The 19,850-nt window shown below is 66.3% G+C and carries 17 protein-coding genes and 1 tRNA gene; 8 read left to right on the forward strand and 10 right to left on the reverse strand.

The window, feature by feature from the left end:
- Positions 1 to 11 precede the first annotated feature (11 nt).
- The 6 genes from rsfS to AC56LU_RS22205 form a co-directional block, all read right to left on the reverse strand.
- Entirely contained in the window at positions 12 to 695 is a 684-nt protein-coding gene (rsfS, locus tag AC56LU_RS22180) for a ribosome silencing factor (RefSeq protein WP_497177766.1), read from the reverse strand.
- Positions 695 to 1,366 carry a nicotinate (nicotinamide) nucleotide adenylyltransferase gene (gene nadD, locus AC56LU_RS22185; RefSeq protein WP_497177767.1) on the reverse strand — a complete coding sequence of 224 codons (672 nt, stop codon included), beginning with the start codon at positions 1,364 to 1,366 and terminating at the stop codon, positions 695 to 697. The genes rsfS and nadD overlap by 1 nt, the downstream gene beginning before the upstream one ends.
- Positions 1,363 to 2,286, reverse strand: coding sequence for an oxygen-dependent coproporphyrinogen oxidase (gene hemF, locus AC56LU_RS22190; RefSeq protein WP_497177768.1), 924 nt, complete (start codon positions 2,284 to 2,286; stop codon positions 1,363 to 1,365). The genes nadD and hemF overlap by 4 nt, the downstream gene beginning before the upstream one ends.
- A gap of 53 nt (positions 2,287 to 2,339) precedes the next feature.
- Complete coding sequence (gene purD, locus AC56LU_RS22195; RefSeq protein WP_497177769.1) at positions 2,340 to 3,605, reverse strand: phosphoribosylamine--glycine ligase; 1,266 nt, start codon at positions 3,603 to 3,605, stop codon at positions 2,340 to 2,342.
- Positions 3,606 to 3,619: 14 nt separating this feature from the next.
- Entirely contained in the window at positions 3,620 to 4,345 is a 726-nt protein-coding gene (locus tag AC56LU_RS22200; RefSeq protein WP_497177770.1) for a YebC/PmpR family DNA-binding transcriptional regulator, read from the reverse strand.
- A gap of 111 nt (positions 4,346 to 4,456) precedes the next feature.
- Positions 4,457 to 5,227: a copper chaperone gene (locus AC56LU_RS22205; protein ID WP_497177771.1), complete on the reverse strand. Its 771-nt coding sequence runs from the start codon at positions 5,225 to 5,227 to the stop codon at positions 4,457 to 4,459.
- Between the two features lie 183 nt (positions 5,228 to 5,410).
- Here AC56LU_RS22205 and AC56LU_RS22210 point away from each other — a divergent pair, with 183 nt between their 5' ends.
- From AC56LU_RS22210 to AC56LU_RS22225, 4 genes are read left to right on the forward strand one after another with little or no spacing between them, the layout of a single operon-like run.
- On the forward strand, positions 5,411 to 6,331 hold the full coding sequence (locus tag AC56LU_RS22210) for a DMT family transporter (RefSeq protein ID WP_497177772.1): 921 nt from the start codon (positions 5,411 to 5,413) through the stop codon (positions 6,329 to 6,331).
- On the forward strand, positions 6,328 to 6,723 hold the full coding sequence (locus AC56LU_RS22215) for a methylglyoxal synthase (RefSeq protein ID WP_497177773.1): 396 nt from the start codon (positions 6,328 to 6,330) through the stop codon (positions 6,721 to 6,723). The genes AC56LU_RS22210 and AC56LU_RS22215 overlap by 4 nt, the downstream gene beginning before the upstream one ends.
- Entirely contained in the window at positions 6,717 to 7,691 is a 975-nt protein-coding gene (locus AC56LU_RS22220) for a quinone oxidoreductase family protein (protein WP_497177774.1), read from the forward strand. Before AC56LU_RS22215 ends, AC56LU_RS22220 begins: the two co-directional genes overlap by 7 nt.
- Complete coding sequence (locus AC56LU_RS22225) at positions 7,688 to 7,810, forward strand: hypothetical protein (protein WP_497177775.1); 123 nt, start codon at positions 7,688 to 7,690, stop codon at positions 7,808 to 7,810. The genes AC56LU_RS22220 and AC56LU_RS22225 overlap by 4 nt, the downstream gene beginning before the upstream one ends.
- 204 nt (positions 7,811 to 8,014) lie before the next feature.
- On the opposite strand, the gene AC56LU_RS22230 is transcribed toward AC56LU_RS22225, so the two are convergent.
- A complete protein-coding gene (locus tag AC56LU_RS22230; protein ID WP_497177776.1) occupies positions 8,015 to 8,665 on the reverse strand; it encodes a DUF4136 domain-containing protein in 651 nt (216 codons plus the stop codon).
- A gap of 206 nt (positions 8,666 to 8,871) precedes the next feature.
- Between AC56LU_RS22230 and pepN the strand changes: the two genes are divergently transcribed.
- The 3 genes from pepN to AC56LU_RS22245 all read left to right on the forward strand — a co-directional run bounded on the left by pepN (position 8,872) and on the right by AC56LU_RS22245 (position 12,850).
- The gene (gene pepN, locus AC56LU_RS22235; RefSeq protein ID WP_497177777.1) at positions 8,872 to 11,517 is read left to right on the forward strand and encodes an aminopeptidase N; all 2,646 of its coding nucleotides are present in this window, start codon (positions 8,872 to 8,874) and stop codon (positions 11,515 to 11,517) included.
- A gap of 159 nt (positions 11,518 to 11,676) precedes the next feature.
- A complete protein-coding gene (locus AC56LU_RS22240; protein WP_497177778.1) occupies positions 11,677 to 12,678 on the forward strand; it encodes a class 1 fructose-bisphosphatase in 1,002 nt (333 codons plus the stop codon).
- A 96-nt stretch (positions 12,679 to 12,774) separates the two neighbouring features.
- Positions 12,775 to 12,850, forward strand: a tRNA-Thr gene (locus tag AC56LU_RS22245).
- A 63-nt stretch (positions 12,851 to 12,913) separates the two neighbouring features.
- Here the strand turns inward: AC56LU_RS22245 and AC56LU_RS22250 are convergent.
- On the reverse strand, positions 12,914 to 14,122 hold the full coding sequence (locus AC56LU_RS22250; RefSeq protein ID WP_497177779.1) for a DUF2325 domain-containing protein: 1,209 nt from the start codon (positions 14,120 to 14,122) through the stop codon (positions 12,914 to 12,916).
- 436 nt (positions 14,123 to 14,558) lie between these two features.
- Between AC56LU_RS22250 and AC56LU_RS22255 the strand changes: the two genes are divergently transcribed.
- Complete coding sequence (locus AC56LU_RS22255) at positions 14,559 to 15,425, forward strand: ElaB/YgaM/YqjD family protein (protein WP_497177780.1); 867 nt, start codon at positions 14,559 to 14,561, stop codon at positions 15,423 to 15,425.
- Between the two features lie 96 nt (positions 15,426 to 15,521).
- Here AC56LU_RS22255 and AC56LU_RS22260 read toward each other — a convergent pair whose 3' ends face one another.
- Both AC56LU_RS22260 and AC56LU_RS22265 read right to left on the reverse strand, forming a co-directional pair.
- Positions 15,522 to 18,644: an efflux RND transporter permease subunit gene (locus AC56LU_RS22260; protein WP_497177781.1), complete on the reverse strand. Its 3,123-nt coding sequence runs from the start codon at positions 18,642 to 18,644 to the stop codon at positions 15,522 to 15,524.
- A 13-nt stretch (positions 18,645 to 18,657) separates the two neighbouring features.
- A complete protein-coding gene (locus tag AC56LU_RS22265) occupies positions 18,658 to 19,839 on the reverse strand; it encodes an efflux RND transporter periplasmic adaptor subunit (protein WP_497177782.1) in 1,182 nt (393 codons plus the stop codon).
- Positions 19,840 to 19,850: the final 11 nt, after the last annotated feature.

Genomic DNA, 19,850 nt, shown 5'->3' on the forward strand with positions numbered 1-19,850 from the left:
GAAAAGGCGGCTTATTCCACAGCCTTCTTGACGCGGCGGATCACTTTTTTCACCGGCTCGGCGTCCGCCGGTGCAGCTGCCTTCGGCGTGCGCTTCGGCGGCTTGGCCTTGGTCGCTTCGACGGCGGCGACTTCGGTCTTGCTCGGCGCCACTTTCACGGTCTTGCCGGTCGGGACCTTCTTGGCGGCCGGCTTCCTGGCAGCGGTGGTGGTCTTGGTGGCGGCAGCCTTGCGCGCGGCCGGCTTGCGCTCGTTGATCGGCTTGGCTTCGGGCTCGTCCTTGTTGGCGGCCAGGTGCTTCGACTTGATCTTCGGTTCGTCCGCCTCGGCGGCTTCCGGGGTCGACTTGCGCTTGGCGGCGCCCAGCTTGACCGGCTTCTCGCCCCAGATTTCCTCGAGGCGGTAGTACTGGCGGATGGCCGGCTGCATGATGTGGACGATCATGTCGCCCAGGTCGACCAGCACCCATTCGCCGGTGTCTTCGCCTTCCATGCCGATCACGTCGCCGCCTGCCGCCTTGACCTTGTCGCGCACCGAAGCGGCCAGCGCCTTGGTCTGGCGGTTCGAGGTGCCGGAGACGACCGCGATGCGGTCGAACAGGCTGGTCAGGTGCGTCGTGTCGAACAGGGCGATTTCCTGGCCCTTGACGTCTTCGAGGGCGTCAACGACGAGGGTTTGCAGTTTCTTGATATCCATTAGCTTTTATATAAGTTATGTTGTTGAATATAGTCTAGCACTTGCGGGGGAAGGCGCGCGCCAAGGTCGGCGCGGTCGTACTTCCCTGTCTGCAAGGCATTTCTAATTTGTGTGGCAGATATATCTACCGCCAAGGTATGCGCGAGGCATACCTTGCCGTACGGGGCGGCGCGCACCTCACGCGGCGTCGCCAGCCTTCGTGCGAGTTCGTGCGCCACCGCGGGCGGCAGCTGGTCCTGGTCCAGGCAATAGCCCGGGCGTGCGGCCACGCCCAGGTTCGCCAGTGCGAACAGTTCGTGCCAGTCGCGCCAGGTGTCGAGCTTTTGCAGCTGGTCGGCGCCCATCAGGAAGACGATCGAGGCGCCGGCTCCCACGGTTTTATCCAATTCGTCACGCAGGCCGCGCAGCGTATCGACCGTATAGGTCGAGGTGCCGCGTTCGATTTCCTGCAAGTCGATCGTGACCTTGAAAGCTTGCCCGCTGAAAGCCAGTTCGAGCATTTCCACGCGCTGGGCGTCGCTGGCCTGCAGACTGCTTTTCTGCCACGGCCGCGCAGGCAGGATGCGCAGCTGGTCCGGCTGGAGCAGCCCGGCAAACATCGCGGCCAGCGCGACGTGGCCGTTGTGTACCGGGTCGAAGCTGCCACCCAGCAGGGCAACGCACTGGTTCACGAATGCGGTCTCGCTGCCAGCCAGTCGCGGTGGACGAGGAAGTCGGTGGTCAGCGCGGCCTCGGGGCTGCCCGGTTCCGGGTGCCAGTCGTAGCGCCATTTCACGATCGGCGGCATCGACATCAGGATCGCCTCGGTGCGCCCGCCCGACTGCAGGCCGAACAGGGTGCCGCGGTCCCACACGAGGTTGAACTCGACGTAGCGTCCGCGGCGGTAGGCCTGGAAGTCGCGCTCGCGCTCACCGTAGGGCATGTCCTTGCGGGCATTCACGATGGGCAGGTAGGCATCGAGGAAGCCGTCGCCCACCTTCCGCACCATCGCGAACGAGTCGTCGAAGCCAAGCGCGTTGAAATCGTCGAAGAAGATGCCGCCGACGCCGCGCGGTTCCTTGCGGTGCTTCAGGTAGAAGTACTCGTCGCACCACTCCTTGAAGCGCGGGTGCAGGTCGTCGCCGTAGGGCGCCAGGGCGTCGTGGCAGACCTGGTGGAAATGGCGCGCATCCTCGATGTTGCCATAGTAGGGCGTCAGGTCCATGCCGCCGCCGAACCACCAGACCGGTTCTTTTCCTTCGGCGGTGGCTTCGAAGAAGCGCACGTTCATGTGCACCGTCGGGGCATAAGGGTTACGCGGGTGCAGCACCAGCGACACGCCCATTGCTTCCCAGGCCCGGCCCGCCAGTTCCGGCCGCGCGGCCATGGCCGACGGTGGCAGGCTGGAACCGGTGACGTGCGAGAAGTTGCATCCACCCCGCTCGAACACATTGCCTTCCTCGATCAGGCGCGAGATACCGCCGCCGCCTTCCGGACGCTCCCACGTATCAACCAGGAAGGGCTTGCCGTCGACCTGTTCGAGCGCGCCCACAATGCGGGACTGGAGGTCGAGCAGCCAGGTCTTGACGGCGGAAGGGGTGGGCGTGGTCATGCGTGTGGAGTGGGCAAAAGGGGGGGATTGTACACCTGCCGCCGGCTGTGTACTTATTTCAGCCCGCGCCACCCGATGTCGCGGCGATACTGCGCGCCGTTGAAGTGAATCTTCTCCACCGTCTCATACGCCTGCTTCTGCGCCATCTTCACGCTGTCGCCCAGGCCGACGACGCACAGCACGCGCCCGCCGTTGGTCTGCAGCGATCCGCCCACCAACTGGGTGCCGGCGTGGAAGGTGACGCATTCCGGCGTCTCGGCCGGGACGCCGTCGATGACGTCGCCCTTGCGCGGGCTGTCCGGATAGCCGGCGGCGGCCATCACGACACCCACCGCGGTGCGGCGGTCCCATTCGAGCTCGACCGCATCCAGGGTGCCGTTGCAGGCGTGGTCCAGCACCGTCAGGTAATCGCTCTTCAGGCGCGCCATGATCGGCTGGGTTTCCGGATCGCCCATGCGGCAGTTGAATTCGAGCGTGCGCGGATTGCCTTCGCCATCGATCATCAGGCCGGCATACAGGAAGCCGGTGAAGACGATGCCGTCCTTCGCCATGCCCTGGATGGTCGGGTTGATGATCTCGCGCATCACGCGCGCGTGCATCGACGGGGTCACGATCGGGGCCGGGGAGTAGGCGCCCATGCCGCCGGTGTTCGGGCCTTCGTCGGCGTCCTTCAGGCGCTTGTGGTCCTGGCTGGTGGCCAGCGGCAGGATGTTCTTGCCGTCGCACATGACGATGAAGCTCGCTTCTTCGCCGGCCAGGAATTCCTCGATCACGATGCGCGCGCCGGCGTCGCCAAAGGCGTTATCCGACAGCATGTGGTCGACCGCCGCGTGCGCTTCTTCCAGCGTCATCGCCACCACCACGCCCTTGCCGGCGGCCAGGCCGTCGGCCTTGATGACGATCGGCGCGCCGTTCGCATCGACATAGGCGTGCGCCTGGGCGGCATCGGAGAAGCTCTGGTATTTGGCGGTCGGGATGCCGTGACGCTGCATGAAGGCCTTTGCGAAGTCCTTCGAGCTTTCCAGCTGCGCCGCTTCCCTGGTCGGCCCGAAGATCTTCAGGCCGCGTGCGCGGAACAGGTTGACGATGCCGGCGGCCAGCGGCGCTTCCGGGCCCACCAGGGTCAGGGCCACGCCTTCGGCCACGACGAAGTCGGCCAGCGCGGCCGGATCGAGGATCTCGATGTTGACCAGGCGCGAATCGAGCGCGGTGCCGCCATTGCCCGGGGCGACGAAGACGGTCTGGACCCGTTCCGATTGGGCCAGTTTCCAGGACAGGGCGTGTTCACGGCCGCCAGAGCCGACTACGAGGATTTTCATGTGGGACCTTGGGCTTACTCGTCAATGAGGGCGTTGGTGTAGACGTCCTGGACGTCATCCAGGTTTTCCAGCGCGTCGAGGATCTTCTGCATCTTGACGGCGTCTTCGCCGGTCAGCACGGTTTCGTTATCCGGCTTCATGATGACTTCCGATACCTCGGCCTTGAAGCCGGCCTTCTCCAGCGCTTCCTTGACGCCTGCATAGGCGAACGGGTCGCACAGGACTTCGAAGCCGCCTTCGTCGTCGGCCATCACGTCGTCGGCGCCGGCTTCCAGCGCGGCTTCCATCAGCTTGTCCTCGTCCACGCCGGGCGCGAACTGGAACTGGCCGACGTGCTTGAACATGAAGGCCACCGAGCCCTCGGTGCCCATGTTGCCGCCGTACTTGTTGAAGGCGTGGCGCACTTCGGCCACGGTACGCACGCGGTTGTCGGTCAGGCAGTCGACGATGATCGCCGCGCCGCCGATGCCGTAGCCTTCGTAGCGGATTTCTTCGTAGTTGACGCCTTCGAGCTCGCCGGCGCCGCGCTGGATCGCGCGCGTGACGTTATCCTTCGGCATATTGGCGTCGGCCGCTTTTTCGACCGCCAGGCGCAGGCGCGGATTGGAAGCGATGTCGCTGCCGCCCATGCGCGCGGCCACGGTGATCTCCTTGATCAGGCGCGTCCAGATCTTGCCGCGCTTGGCGTCGGTGGCGGCCTTCTTATGCTTGATGTTGGCCCATTTGCTGTGTCCAGCCATTTCCAGAGTTCCTTCGACAGTATGAGAACCTACCGGTTCCTGTATGCAAGAGTGGCCGACATTTTAACATAGGCCCCCCTTGCAAAATCGCCCAGGCTGATGAGCAAACTGTCACGGAAACAACAGCCAGGTGCCGCAGGCAACCATCGCCACACCGGCAACGCAGGCCGCCAGCGCGCCTTCCCCGAGTCGCAGCTCGGCCAGCGCCAGCAATCCGACCGCCGCTACGATGGCCGGATTGCCCGGCCCGCCGCCCAGCAGGAGCAGCAGCAGCAGCCAGCAGCAGCCGAGGCAATGGCGCCCATGTTCGGCACCCTGCCACAAGGCGCCCAGTGCGCCGCCGCGCCAGTCCACCAGCACGCCCGGCAGCGGCGTGCGGCAATGCTGGAGGCAGGCGTGCTTGGCCGGGGTCCACTGCCAGGCGCCGGCGGCCACCAGGGCCAGCCCCAGGGCCGGCTGGGGCGCCGCCAGCGTCCCGTCCAGCAGGCCGGCGTCGTGCAGCGCCCAGTGCAGCAGGGTGACCAGCGCAGCGAAACCGGTCCAGGCCAGCAAGCAGCCGGTGGCGAACAGGGCGGTTGCCAGCCGCGGCCAGCGCACCGCGGCGCGGCGGCGCACGATGCGCAGGTAGATCAGCACACCGCCAGCGGCGGCCGGCAGCATCAGGGCGACGCACAGGCCGGTCCACATCGCGAACAGCAGCAGCAGCTCGCTGGAGCGCAGCGGCGCCGGTGGCGGCGGGAGCGATAAGCCGAGGGCGGGACGCGGAGGCGCCGCACCCTGGAACATGAACCATGCCCAGCAGGCACAGGCGAGCAGCGCCATCCAGGCCACACCCAGCGCGACCGGCCGCCCGAGACGCTCGTCGATGCCGGACAGGCTCATTGGGATCTCCCGCGGCCGTGCACAAGACTTGCGCCCGCTTCGTGCCGCCTGTGACGATGGTTTGACGAGTTCGGCATGCTATCTCTCCTCGATATGATTGATGTGCGTGGTTCGACAGCGTGGCGCCGGCCGCGTTCTTGCGCCCCTCCAGCGAACTCGGCGTATCACTCGTACAATCGTCGGATGAACGAAAGCTCCCTCGCCAATCCTGCTGCTCCCTTACCACGCGCCGCCCTCGTTGCCGGCCTGTCGATCGCCGTCGCCGGCGCCGTCCTGTTCTCCACGAAGGCTATCGTCGCCAAACTGCTGTATCGCTACCACATCGATGCGGTTACTTTGATCGCGTTCAGGATGTTGTTCTCGCTTCCGGTGTTTGCTGCCGTGGCGCTCTGGAAGATGCGGACCCAGCCGCCGCTGTCGACCCAGGATCGCTGGCGCATCGTCGTGCTGGGCCTGCTTGGCTATTACCTGTCGAGCTACCTCGACTTCCTGGGGCTGCAGCACATCTCGGTCGGGCTCGAACGGCTGATCCTGTTCCTGACGCCGACCTTCGTGCTGCTGGCGAACGTGGTGGTGTTCAAGCGCCGCGTCAGGCCGATGGAATGGGCCGCGCTGGGGCTGGCGTATTGCGGCATCGTGCTGGTGTTCGTGCACGACCTGGCCGGTGGCGCGGGCAGCGTGGCCCTCGGCTCGCTGCTGGTGCTGGGTTCGGCCATCTCGTATGCGGTCTACCTGCTCGGCACCGGCGAGATGGTCAGGCGCATCGGCTCGCTGCGCCTGGTGGCCTACGCCATGTGCGTGTCGAGCGCGGCCTGCATCGGCCAGTTCTTCCTGCTGCGCCCGGCGAGCATGCTGGTGCAGCCGTCCGAGGTTTACTGGCTGTCGCTGGTGAATGGGGTATTCTGTACGATCTTCCCCGTGTTCATGACCATGGCCGCGGTCCAGCGCATCGGCGCCGCGACCGCCTCGCAGGCCGGGATGATCGGGCCGGTATCGACGCTGTTCCTCGGCGCGCTGATCCTCGGCGAGCCGATCACCGGCGTGCAGCTGGCCGGTACCGGTCTGGTGCTCCTGGGGATTTATTCTCTCTCGCTGAAAAAATGACGACACAGACCAGACCGCGCATCGCCTTGATCGCACACGACAAGAAAAAGGATGACATGATTGCCCTCGCGGGCGAGTACCTCGGCTTCCTCAAGGGCTGCACCCTGTCGGCCACCGGCACCACCGGCGGGCGGCTGGCCAACGAGCTGGGGCTCACGGTCGAGCGCAAGCACTCGGGGCCGGTCGGCGGCGACCTGCAGATCGGCGCCCAACTGGTCGAGGGCGAGATCGACTGCGTGATCTTCCTGCGCGACCCGATGACGCCGCAGCCGCACGAACCCGACATCAATGCCCTGGTACGCGCCTGCGACGTGCACAACATCGCCTGCGCCACCAATGTCTCGACCGCGCGCCTGGTGCTGTCGCAGCTGAAGGAAAGCAGCACATGGTAAAAGCCATCCGCATCGCCGCCACCGGCGGCCCGGAGGTGCTGGCCTACCTGGATGTCGAGGTAGGCGAACCGGGACCGGGCGAGGCGCGCGTGCGCCACCACGCGATCGGCCTGAACTACATCGACACCTATTACCGCACCGGCCTGTACAAGATGGCCCTGCCGTCCGGCCTGGGCCAGGAAGCGGCGGGCGTGGTGGAGGCGGTGGGCGAGGGCGTCACCCACGTGGCGCCGGGCGACCGGGTCGTCTACGCGGGCGGCCCGGCCGGGGCCTACAGCGAGGCGCGGGTCATGCCGGCGACCATGCTGGTGCGCCTGCCCGATGCGATTTCCTTCGAGACTGGCGCCGCCATGATGCTGCAGGGGCTGACGGTGCAGTACCTGTTCCGCCAGACCTATCCACTGCAGGCCGGCCAGACCATCCTGTTCCACGCGGCCGCCGGCGGCGTCGGTCTGATCGCCTGCCAGTGGGCAAAAGCGCTGGGCGTGAACCTGATCGGCACCGTCGGTTCGGAAGAAAAGGCGGCGCTGGCGCGCGCCCATGGCGCGGCCCACGTCATCAACTACAACACGGAAGACGTGGTCCAGCGCGTGCTGGAGATTACCAATGGCGCCAAGGTGCCGGTGGTGTACGACTCGGTCGGCAAGGACACTTTCATCCGCTCGCTCGACTGCCTGCAGCCGCGCGGGCTGATGGTCAGCTTCGGCAACGCCTCCGGCGCGGTGCCGCCGTTTCTGCTCTCCGAACTGGCCTCGCGCGGCTCGCTGTACATCACACGGCCGACGCTGTTCGCTTATGCCGCCACGCGGCCCGAGCTCGAGGCGATGGCGGCCGACCTGTTCGCGATGGTGGAGAGCGGGAAGGTGAAGATCGGGGTCAACCAGCGTTTCAAATTGTCCGACGCAGCCGAGGCGCACCGCGCGCTGGAAGGGCGGCGCACGACCGGCTCGACGGTGCTGCTGCCATGAGCGGGACGAAAAAGGATGACGACGGCACGCCGAAGTTCGGGCGCTTGTTGATCGTGCTGGCGTTGGCGATCCTGCTGGTCGTGGCGATCACCATGGGCTCGGAAGCATATTTTTCGTAGGGTGGGCGGGGTAATTTCGGGCAATGCCCGGAATTACAAACGCCCACGCGGTCAACTTCCGCCAGCACGGCCATGACATATCATCTTGCAGCTATCACCGCGTGGGCAGGAAACCTGCCCACCCTACGATTCCTGGGTGATTAGCGTCTACGTAAGAACAAAAAACGGAGCCAGCGGCTCCGTTTTCATTGCGGCCTGGCTTATTCAGCCATTCTGCTGCTTCAGCTCCACCCTGCGCGCGACGCCCGACGGCCCCGGGAAGCCTTCGAACGCGCTCTGCACCAGCGCCGGCATCAGCGCCGGAGTCGACAGCTGGCGGCTCATGTTGTGCACGGTGACGTCGAACAGGCGCTTGCCGTCGCCGGCCGACTTGATGCCGACCTGCAGTTCGCGGCGGTAGCGGTGCTCGATCGAGACCTGGTAGGCAGGGCTCCAGAACGGATCGTAGAACGGGCTGTACCAGCCGCCCCAATAGGGACGGCGGATGCCGCGGTAGCCGAAGCGCGTCGCCGGGTGGTAGAACGGATGGTAGAACGGGTGGGCGAAGGGCGTCATCGGTTCCACCACGCGCACCGGCACCTCGGTGGTGGCGAAGCGCATCGAGACGGTCAGCGCCGGGGTGCCGCCGGCGGCGTCGCGGAAGCCCAGGCGCGCCAGCTGGCCGCGCACCAGGTCCTGGTAGGCGCGGTATTCGAGGGTGTCGTCCGCTGCCTGCGGCGCTTCGAACACATAGCTCTTGTCCTCGATCTGCGCCGGCCACTGGTGGAAGGTGGTGACATTGCTGCGGACCGTGGTGGCGCACCCCGTCAGCAGTAGCGCGAACACCGCTCCGGCGGCGATCATCAGGCGTTTCATTGCTATCTCCCTCGTCATTACGGACTTTTCCGATCCTCTAAATTACCGCTTGTCCAGAAACTCTGGACATTAATTTACACGTGGTTACGGCGTGCACATTCTGATACATAAGGAAACGTGGCGGCTGGCAGAAAATCTTGTTGGTAAAATAAGCACCTGAGCGGGCAACCAGCCCTGCCTCCCAACCTGCCTTTTGCGGACTTCCTATGCGCACCGATACGCCACAGACGATTTACCGGAGTGACTATACCCCGCCGAGCTACCTGGTGGAAACTGTAGAGCTTGGCTTCGACCTCGATCCTGCCCGAACCGTCGTCGCCAACCGGATGACGGTGCGCCGCAATCCCGACAGCGCCCAGCGCGAGATCGAGCTCCATGGGGAAGACATCGAGCTGGTGGCGCTGCGCCTGAACGGCCGCCTGCTGGAAGACCGTGACTACGCGATCAACGGCAACCTCTTGACCATCCCGAACGCGCCGGAAGAAGCCACGCTCGAGATCGAAACCGTCTGCGTGCCGGAGCAGAACACCACACTGAGCGGCCTGTACACCTCGAACGGGAACTTCTTCACCCAGTGCGAGGCCGAGGGCTTCCGCCGCATCACCTATTTCCCGGACCGCCCGGACGTGATGGCGAAATACACGGTCATGCTGCGCGCGGACAAGGAACGCTATCCGGTGCTGTTGTCCAACGGTAATTTGCTGGAAGAAGGCGACCTGGGCGATGGCCGCCATTACGCCAAGTGGGAAGACCCGTTCAAGAAACCCGCCTACCTGTTCGCGCTGGTCGCCGCACGGCTGGTGTGCCAGGAAGAGACCTTCCGCCTGGCGGACGGCCGCGACGCCCTGCTGCAGGTGTGGGTGGAAGAGGGTAACCTCGACAAGACCGACTACGCGATGCAGTCGCTCAAGCACAGCATCCGCTGGGACGAAGAGCGCTACGGCCTCGAGCTCGACCTGGACCGCTTCATGATCGTCGCCACCGGCGACTTCAACATGGGCGCGATGGAAAACAAGGGCCTGAACATCTTCAACACCAAGTTCGTGCTGGCCAATCCGCGGGTGGCCACCGACATCGACTTCCAGGGCATCGAGGCAGTGGTGGCGCACGAATACTTCCACAACTGGACCGGCAACCGCGTGACCTGCCGCGACTGGTTCCAGCTGTCGCTCAAAGAGGGCCTGACGGTCTTCCGCGACCAGGAATTCACCGCGGACATGATCGGAACAAGCACCGGCCGCGCCGTCACCCGCATCGACCAGGTACGCACCCTGCGCCAGGCCCAGTTCCCCGAGGACGCCGGCCCGATGGCGCATCCAGTGCGCCCCGACTCCTTCGTCGAGATCAACAATTTTTATACCGTGACGGTGTACGAGAAGGGCGCCGAAGTGGTGCGCATGTACCAGACCCTGCTGGGTCGCGAAGGCTTCCGCAAGGGCATGGACCTGTACTTCGAACGCCATGACGAGCAGGCCGTCACCTGCGACGACTTCCGCCGGGCGATGGCCGACGCCAATGGCCGCGACCTCGACCAGTTCGAGCGCTGGTACGACCAGGCCGGCACCCCGGTGCTGCGCTTCGAAGCCCGTTACGACGAAGGGGCGCAGACCTACGGCATCACCCTGTTCCAGACCTGCCCGCCGACGCCGGGACAGCTTGAGAAGCAGCCCTTCCATATCCCGGTCGCCATTGGCCTGCTCGACCCCGAAGGCAATGACATGCCCCTGGTCCTGGACGGCAAGGAACTCGGCACCACCACCGTGCTCGAACTGACGCAGGCCGAGCAGACCTTCGTCTTCACCAATGTGAAGGAACAACCGGTGCCCTCGGTGCTGCGCGATTTTTCCGCGCCCGTGATCCTGCAGCACGGCTACAGCGACAGCGATTTGCTGCACCTGTTCAGCTTTGATAGCGACCCGGTCAACCGCTGGGAAGCCGGCCAGCGCCTGGCCATGGGCCGCCTGCTGAAACTCACCGGCGAGGCGCCGGTCTCCAGCCGCCTGAGCCTGGACGACACCTTCATCGAGGCAATGCGCAAGATGCTGACGGACGAATCGCTCGATCCGGCCTTCCGCGAGCAGGCGCTGCTGCTGCCGAGCGAAACCATGATCGCCGAGCAGCTCAGCGTGGTCGACCCGCTGGCCGTGCACATGGCGCGCCAGTTCATGCGCGCCAACATCGGCGCGCGCCTGCGCGCCGAACTGCTGGCCCAGTACCAGGCCAACCAGACCCCCGGCGCCTACAGCCCGGACGCGGCATCCGCCGGCAAGCGCGCCCTCAAGAACCTGGCGCTGTCTTACCTGAACGCCGCGCCGGACGAGGAAACGATCGCCCTGGCGCTGCGCCAGTGCATCGATGCCGACAACATGACCGACCGCGCCGCCGCCCTCGGTGCGCTGATCCATGCACGGGCGCCCGAAGCCGAAAGCGAGCTGGCGCGCTTCTACGACGAGTTCCAGGGCGAAGCGCTGGTGGTCGACAAGTGGTTCGCGATGCAGGCCTCGGCGCCGACCACCGACATCGCCAAGGTTCGCGAGCTGATGCGCCACCCGGCCTTCAACCTGCGCAACCCGAACCGCGCGCGCAGCCTGGTGGCGACCTACTGCATGAACAACCCGGTCGAATTCCATGCGCCGAACGGCAGCGGCTACCTGTTCTGGGCCGAGCACGTGACCCTGTTAGATGCGCTCAACCCGCAGGTGGCCGCGCGCCTGGCGCGCGCCATGGACCGCTGGCGCCGCTACACCCCGGAACTGCAGCAGCACATGAAGACGGCGCTGCAGCAGGTGGCGGGGCAGCAGCGCCTGTCGAACGACGTGCGCGAGATCGTCACGAAAGCGCTCGCGAACTGACTTTCGTAGGGTGGGCGGGTTTCCCGCCCACGCGTTCAACCTGCATGTGAACAGTCGCAGCGCCTTTGTTCAGGCACTGTTTGAACGCGTGGGCAGGGGACCTGCCCACCCTACAGAAGTCCAGAACAAAAGAATCCACACCCAAACCAAAGGAAGTCCATGAAACGCGTAAGTCTGACGCAGTACCTGGTCGAGGAACAGCGCCTCCACCAGACCATCAATGCCGAGCTGCGCCTCCTGATCGAGGTGGTGGCGCGCGCCTGCAAGCGCATCAGCTATTCGGTCAGCAAGGGCGCGCTCGGCGAGGTGCTGGGCAGCGCCGAGACCGAGAACATCCAGGGCGAAGTCCAGAAGAAGCTCGACGTGATCTCGAACGAGATCCTGCTGGAGGCGAACGAGTGGGGCGGCCACCTGGCGGCGATGGCATCCGAGGAAATGGAAACCATCCGCAAGATCCCGAGCCGCTACCCGAAGGGCGAATTCCTGCTGCTGTTCGACCCGCTCGACGGCTCGTCCAACATCGACGTCAACGTCTCGATCGGCACCATCTTCTCGGTGCTGAAGGCGCCGGAAGGCATGAGCGAGCCGACCGAGCAGGACTTCCTGCAGCCGGGCACCCAGCAGGTGGCGGCCGGCTATGCGGTGTACGGCCCGCAGACCATGCTGGTGCTCACCACCGGCAACGGCGTGCAGTGCTTCACCCTCGACCGCGAAATGGGTTCCTGGGTGCTGACCCAGAGCGACATGCAGATCCCGGAAACCACCAAGGAGTTCGCGATCAACATGTCGAACAAGCGCCACTGGCACCCGCCGGTGCAGCGCTACGTGGACGAGATGCTGGCCGGTTCCACCGGCGCGCGCGGCAAGGACTTCAACATGCGCTGGATCGCCTCGATGGTGGCCGACGTGCACCGCATCCTGAACCGCGGCGGCATCTTCATGTACCCGGCCGACATGCGCGAACCGGGCTCGCCGGGCAAGCTGCGCCTGATGTACGAAGCCAACCCGATGGCGATGATCGTCGAGCAGGCCGGCGGCGCCGCCACCGACGGCAGCGGGCGCATCATGGACATCCAGCCGACCAAGCTGCACCAGCGCGTGCCGGTGTTCCTGGGGTCAAAGTCGGAAGTCGAACTGGTGACGCGTTATCACGCGGAGTGATTTTTTAATAATTTACGGCTGAGTGCCGAGCCGGACTAGCAAGTTGCCGGACTTGTTTGCTAGAATACGGCTCTTCGTCGGGTTTGCCCGCGTAGAGCCGCTGTAGCTCAGTCGGTAGAGCAGCGCATTCGTAATGCGAAGGTCACCAGTTCGATTCCGGTCAGCGGCACCAGGATATTGAAAGCCCGTGTTCCCAAAGAACACGGGCTTTTTCTTTTGCGCCTGGATTTCTTTCTTAAATCGGCGTGACCACCTCCTGCAACCCACGCACCAGGCTCGACACGCTCGGGTTGTCGACGAAGATGCAGCGCTTGCCCGTGCGCTTGCAGTGGTCCTTCACCCGCCAGTAGGCATGATGGCTGATGCAGCCGGTCTGGCAGATGACCAGGTCGGCCGCCGCCAGGCTGGCGTCGAGCTGGCCGGCGCTGTCTTCCAGTCCGCCGTCATGGTGCGCGAACTGCGCGCCGCCCCGCTCGATCACGTTGCGGTAGACCGGCACGCTGCCGCTGCGGCCTCCGACGCACAGCACGCTGCGGTTGACCAGCCGCATCGGGACTTCCACCATTGCCCCCGGCGCCTGCGCGGGCGCTTCGCCCGGCGCCTGCGCGGGCGCTTCGCCCGGCGCGACCGCGGACGCTGGCTCCGCGGCCGGCGCCGCGCTGCGCACCGACTTCAGTGCCGCCATCTGGGCGCGCAACGCCGCTTCCCGTTCTTCCATCTGCGCCAGCCGGTTGGCCAGCCGCTTGCGCGTCTCGAGCTCCGGCACCTCCGCCTGCAGCCGGGCGAGTTCGGTGCGCAGCTGGTGGATGTCGGTGTCCTTCGCAATGAGCGTGGCGCGCGCGGCCATCAGCTGCCCCTCGTAGCGCTCGGCCTGCACGGTCTTTTCCTGGAGCAGGGACTGGCAGCGCCCCTGGGCCCTGGCCAGTTCGCGCACGAGGCGCGTGTGGTCGGCGACCAGCGCCTTGTGCTTGTCGATGTCGGCCCGCGCGCAGGCGCCGGCCTGGTGCTGCACCATGTGGATGTCGCGGCACATCCGCTGCTCCAGCTCCGCGGTGCAGCGCGCATGGGTGAGCGCGGCCCAGAACGCGCCCGGCACGTTGCCGGCGTCGACCGCCTGCGCCCAAAGTGCGCCGACTTCCTGCGTGGTCCTGGCGGCCCGAAAGCGGACCACGTCGGCGGCATAGCGCCGCTCCAGTTCCTTCTGCAGCGCTTCCGACAAGGGATTGCGCAGGATGCATTCACTGACGGCGCCGACATGGACATCGTAGTCGTCGTGCAGCAGCCGGCCGCCGGTGATCTTTTCCACCAGCCTGCGCAGGCTGGCCAGCGGCAGGGTGACCCCGACCAGCGGGCAGTGGCTGGCCTGGCTGAGTTCCCAGACGCGGCGGCGGCGCGATCCCTGTGGGGATGCCTCGGCGGCTGGCGGAGCGTGTTTGTCGCACATGCGTCTTCCTTTTGCTTAAATGAGAATGATTATCATTCATATGATAACGCAGTCGAGGCGGCGCGCAGGCTTGATTTCCTGCCGTGCAGGAAGCGGATGACATGGCTCTGTTAGTCACCGCACGGTTGCGTGAGCATGGCTGTTGTATTTTTTGTATCGCGACGCAGTTGTCCGATACTGCGCGCGATTCGGACCGCCACAGGCGACCGCCCCAGCAGCGACGAGATGGCATCGGCGCTAACGGTGGAACTTTTGCGCTCGCTTTAGGTCACGACAACGAAGGCGTGACCTAAGGCAAGAAACTGGGTACCACCTTGATGTAGCGCATGCCACTTTCGTCCCTTCATTCTGTTTCCGGCGGAATCGAGGAAGAATGTGGTGATAGTCGAGTATCGGTCTACTTCGCGTTGGTCTACATTTTTACGAGGGATACATCATGGATAATCAGAAATCTACCGAGGGAAAAGGCAGCGACGCAAGCCGCGAGGGTCTGGGTTCGAGCATTGGTAAAAGCCAGGGCACCGGCCTGAACCAGGGCAGCAGCGCATCGAGCAACAGCCAGAGCAGCTCGTCGGGCAGCCTCGGCAGCACCAACGCCTCGCCAAGCAGCGCCAAGCCGGCTACCGGCAGCAGCACCGGCGCCATCGGCGGCACCAGCAATGCGGGCAGCATGCAAAGCGGTTCGCAGGGCTCGGGCAACCTGGGCACCAGCTCCAGCGACAGCAACAAGCAGAGCGGTTCGCTGGGTTCGAGCGCAGCCGGCAGCAGCGGCAGCCTGAGCGGCTCGACGAGCGGCAACAGCGCACTCGGCTCGAGCGGCAGCAGCGCTTTGGGCTCGAGCGGCAGCACCACCGGCTCCAGCCTCGGCAGCACGACCGGCAGCAGCGGCAGCATGGGCGGTGCCAGCGCGCAGTCGTCCAATGCGTCCTCGGGCAGCGACCAGTCGCAGTCGCAGGGCGGTATCAAGGGCGCCATGTCCAGCATCACCCCGGACAAGGCCCACGAGAAGATCGACCAGCTCGCGCAAGGTGCGCAGCCGCTGGTCGACCGCCTGGTCAGCACCGCACACGCCGGCGTCGACCGCCTGAGCGGCATGCTGAGCGGCGCGTCCGACAGCCTGGGCCAGCGCAAGGGCCAGCTGGGCGAGACCTACCATAACTACTCGGCCAAGAGCACCGAGTACGTGAAGACCAATCCGGGCACCGCCCTGCTGGTCGCAGCCGGTGTCGGCTTCCTGCTGGCCAAGCTGCTGGGCGGCTCGAACACCACCGAGCGCAAAGAGTACCGCTACTACCGCGACTGATCGGCCGCAACTGATCGGCTCCGGCCATCAGTAAAAAAACCCGGCGGGCTTCGGCCCGGCCGGGTTTTTTGTTTTGTGAAGGTATGCTGGCGCGATTTACTTGACCGTATCCGACGCCGGCTCCTTCAGCGGCTGCGGCACGCCCTTGCGCCGCAGCCTTCCCACCTGGCGCTTCATGAAGTGCTCGAAGTCGTCCACATAGGTGAATACCGCCGGCACCACCAGCAGGCTCAGCAGTGTCGACGTGATCAGGCCGCCGATCACGGCGATCGCCATCGGCGAGCGGAAGCTCGGGTCGCCCGACAGGCCCAGGGCCAGCGGCAGCATGCCGGCGCCCATGGCGATCGTCGTCATCACGATCGGGCGCGATCGCTTGTGGCAGGCATCGACCAGCGCGTCGAAGCGGTTCATGCCGGCCTGGCGCGCCAGGATCGCGTAGTCGACCAGAAGGATCGAGTTCTTGGTCACGATCCCCATCAGCATGATCAGGCCGATCATGGTCGGCATCGACAGCGCGCTGCCGGTCAGCAGCAGGGCCACGAAGGCGCCGCCGATCGACAGCGGCAGCGCCGCCAGGATGGTCACCGGCTGCATGAAGTCGTTAAAGAGCAGCACCAGCACGCCGTAGATGCACAGCACACCGATCAGCATCGCCACTCCGAAACTGGCGAACAAGGCCTGCATTTCCTGGGCGTCGCCCAGTTCCGCGATCTGCACGTTCGGCGGCAGCTTCTGGAACACGGGCAGGGCGCGTGCTTCCTCGTTGACCTCGCCCAGCGAACGCCCCTGAAGCTCGACTTCGAGCGTGACGTTGCGGGTGCGGTTCAGCCGGTCGATCTGGGCCGGGCCGCTTTCCATGGTGATGGTGGCGACGTTGGCCAGCAGCACCGGGCCGCGCGCGCCCGGCACCGTCAGGCGGCCCAGGGCGTCGAGGTCGGCGCGCACCGCGTCCGGCAGCTTGACGCGGATCGGCACCTGGCGCTCGTCCAGGTTCATCTTCGCCAGCGAGACTTCATAGTCGCCGGCGGTGGCAACGCGCACGGTTTCGCCGATCGCCGCGGCGGTTACGCCCAGGTCGGCCGCGCGCGCGAAGTCCGGGCGCACGATGATTTCCGGACGCACCAGCGAAGCGCTGGAGCTGACGTTGCCGATGCCCTGCAGGGTGCGCAGTTCACGCTCGGCCTGGCGCCCGATCGCGGTCAGCACCACCGGGTCCTCGCTGCGCAGCACCAGCTGCATCTTGGTGCCGGTGTCGGGGGCGCCGACGTTGAAGCGCGCGCCCGGGATCTGCGACATCCGGCTGCGTAGCGCTCGCTCGAGCTCGGACAGGCCGACATCGCGGTCTCCGCGCTCGACGGTGGTCACGGTCAGCACCGCACGCCGCGCTTCGGCCGCCGCGCCCGGCGCGAAGGCGTCGCCGCTGGAACCGCCGCCGATCGAGCTGAAGACGCTCTTCACGCCCTCGACGCCCATCGCCGCCACGCGCGCCTGTTCGGCCACCGCATGCGTTTCGGACAGCGTGGAGCCGGGAGGCAGTTCCAGCGTCACCATCGTCTGCGAGCGGTCGGCCGGCGGTACGAAGCCGGTCGGCAGCAGCGGAACCAGGGCGATCGAGCCGATGAAGAACAGGGCGGAGCCGATCGCCGTCACCAGGCGGTGGCGCAGGCACCACCGCATCGCCGTCATGTAGCGGCGCATCAGCGGGCCATCTTTTTCTTCGCCGAGATGCTTGGCCGGCTTGAGGATGTAGGCCGCCATCATCGGCGTCAGCAGGCGCGCCACCACCAGCGAGGCCAGGATCGCGATGACCGCGGTCCAGCCGAACTGCTTGAAGAATTTACCGGGAATGCCGCCCATGAAGGCGGTCGGCAGGAACACCGCCACCAGCGCGAAAGTGGTGGCGATCACCGCCATCCCGATCTCGTCGGCGGCCTCCAGCGCCGCCTGCATCGGGGTCTTCCCCATGCGCAGGTGGCGTGAGATGTTCTCGATCTCGACGATCGCATCGTCGACCAGCACGCCGATCACCAGGGCCAGCGACAGCAGGGTCACCATGTTCAGCGTATAGCCGAACAGGTACTGGCCCAGGAAGGCCGGGATGACCGACAGCGGCAGGGCAGCGGCGGCCACCAGGGTGGCGCGCCAGTCGCGCAGGAACCACCACACCACCAGCACCGCCAGTATCGCGCCTTCGTACAGCATCTCCATCGACGCGTCGAAGTTTTCCTGCACCGGCGCCGAGTTGTCGATCACCTCGCGCAGCACCACGCTCGGGTGCTCCTTCTGCAGCTCGGCGACGGCCGCGCGCGCGCCCTCGGCCACGTCGACTTCGCCCGCGCCACGGGTGCGGAAGATCTCGAAGCCGACCACCTTGCGGCCATCCTGCTCGGCCAGCGAGCGCGGTTCGGCCACGGTGTCGGTCACGGTGGCCACCTGTCCGAGCTTCACGTGGCGGCCGTCGGCCAACGGGATGTCCATCTGCGCCAGTTCCTGGGCCGAGCCCACGGTGGCGATGGTGCGCACCGACTGCTCGGCGCCGTTCACGTCGCCGCGTCCGCCCGGTGCTTCGCGCTGCACCAGGCGCAGCTGGCGCGACACGTCCAGCGCCGAGACCTGCAGCGCGGCCATGCGCGCATCGTCGAGCTCCACCCGTATTTCGCGGGTGACGCCGCCCACGCGCTTGACCGAACCCAGGCCCGGCACGCTCAGCAGGCGCTTGGCCACGTCGTTGTCGACGAACCAGCTCAGTGCCTGGTCGTCCATCGCGCTGCCGGCGCCCGGCGCGGGCGAGGCGATGAAGGTCGCGACCACGCGCCCGGCGGTGGCGGCCTTGGTCACGCTCGGGTCGCGCATCTCGGGCGGAAGGTCGGCACGCACCCGCGCGACCGCGTCGCGCACGTCGTTCACCGCTTCGGCCAGGTCCTTCTCGAGGACGAATTCGACGGTGACCGTGGCCACGCCATCGAGCACCTTGGTATAGATGTTCTTGACGCCCTGCAGGGTGGCGACCGAGTCCTCGATCTTGCGCGCTACCTCGGTCTCGAGCTGGGCCGGGGCGGCGCCTTCCAGCGTCGCGGCCACGGTCACGATCGGCAGTTCGATGTCCGGGAAGTCCTGGATCTTGTTGGCCTTGAAGGCCAGTACCCCTGCCAGTGTGAGCAGGACGAACAGCATGATCGCCGGGATCGGGTTACGGATCGATAAAGCGGAAAAGTTCATGACGCTGCTCCGCTCAGCGTGCCGCGGTCTGGCGCGGCGTTTTGGCCGGCGCCGGGACATTCCGGACCGGATTTGGTACCTGTCGTACCAAATCCCCATCGTTCAGGAAGCCGGCGCCGCTGAACACGATCGGGGTACCGGCCGCCAGGCCGCCCACGATCTCGATGCGGTCGCCGAGGCGGCGCCCGGTGCTGACCTTCAGCTGGCTGACGCGGCTGTCGCGGTTCAGGCGGAACACGTAGCTGAAACCGTCGCGCACCGCTACCGCCTGCTGCGGCACGGTGAGCGCGCTGGTGGCGCCCAGCTCGAAGCGGCCGCTGGCGAACATGCCGGCTTTCAGCGGCGCGTTGCTCGACAGGGACGGCGGCAGGTCGACGTAGACCAGCGCCAGGCGGGTCTGCGGATCGACCGTCGGCGCCACCGTGCGCACCTTGCCGGCGATCTCGCTGCCGTTGGCGGCGCGCACCGCCGCGCGCATGCCCGGCTTGATGCGACCCAGGTCGCTCGAGGTGACCTCGGCGCGCCATTCCAGGCGGCCCTGGCGGATCATGCGGAACAGCTCCGTGCCCGCGGCCACGACGGCGCCGACGGTCGCGCTGCGCGCCGAGATGATGCCGCTGTCCGGCGCGGTCACGGTGGTGTAGTCCAGGCGCAGCTGCTGCTGGGCCAGCGTCGCCTTGCTGGCGTTGACTCTCGCCTGGGCGGTGCGTTCGGCGGTCAGGAGTTGGGTCACCTGCTGTTCGCTCAGCGCGCCCGAGCTGCGCAGGGCGCGCGCGCGGCCGGCATCGAGCTTGGCGGCGCTGGCGTTCGCTTGCGCTTCCTGCAGCGCGGCGCGCGCCTGTTCGACGTCGGCACGCACGGTATCGCTGGAGAACACGGCCAGGGTGTCGCCCTTCTTGACCACGTCGCCCACGTTCACCCTGACCTCGAGCAGGCGCAGGCCGTTCGACTCGCTGCCGACCACGGCTTCCTGCCAGGCGGCGACGCTGCCGTTGGCGGTGAGGCCGAGCGGCAGGGTGGCTGCGGCCGGCTGGCCGGTGGTCACGGTCAGGGCCGGCGTTGCCGCAGCCGGCTTCTCGTCCTTGGCGGTGGCGCGCTTCGGCACCGCCAGTGCCAGCGTAAAGCAGAGCGCTGCGCCGGCCACGGCCAGCAGGGGAACGGGGATATGTCGGGGAAGGCGGGGGAAGGTAGGCATCGTCGTCAATC

The sequence above is a fragment of the Telluria sp. PB2R4 genome, assembly GCF_059685695.1.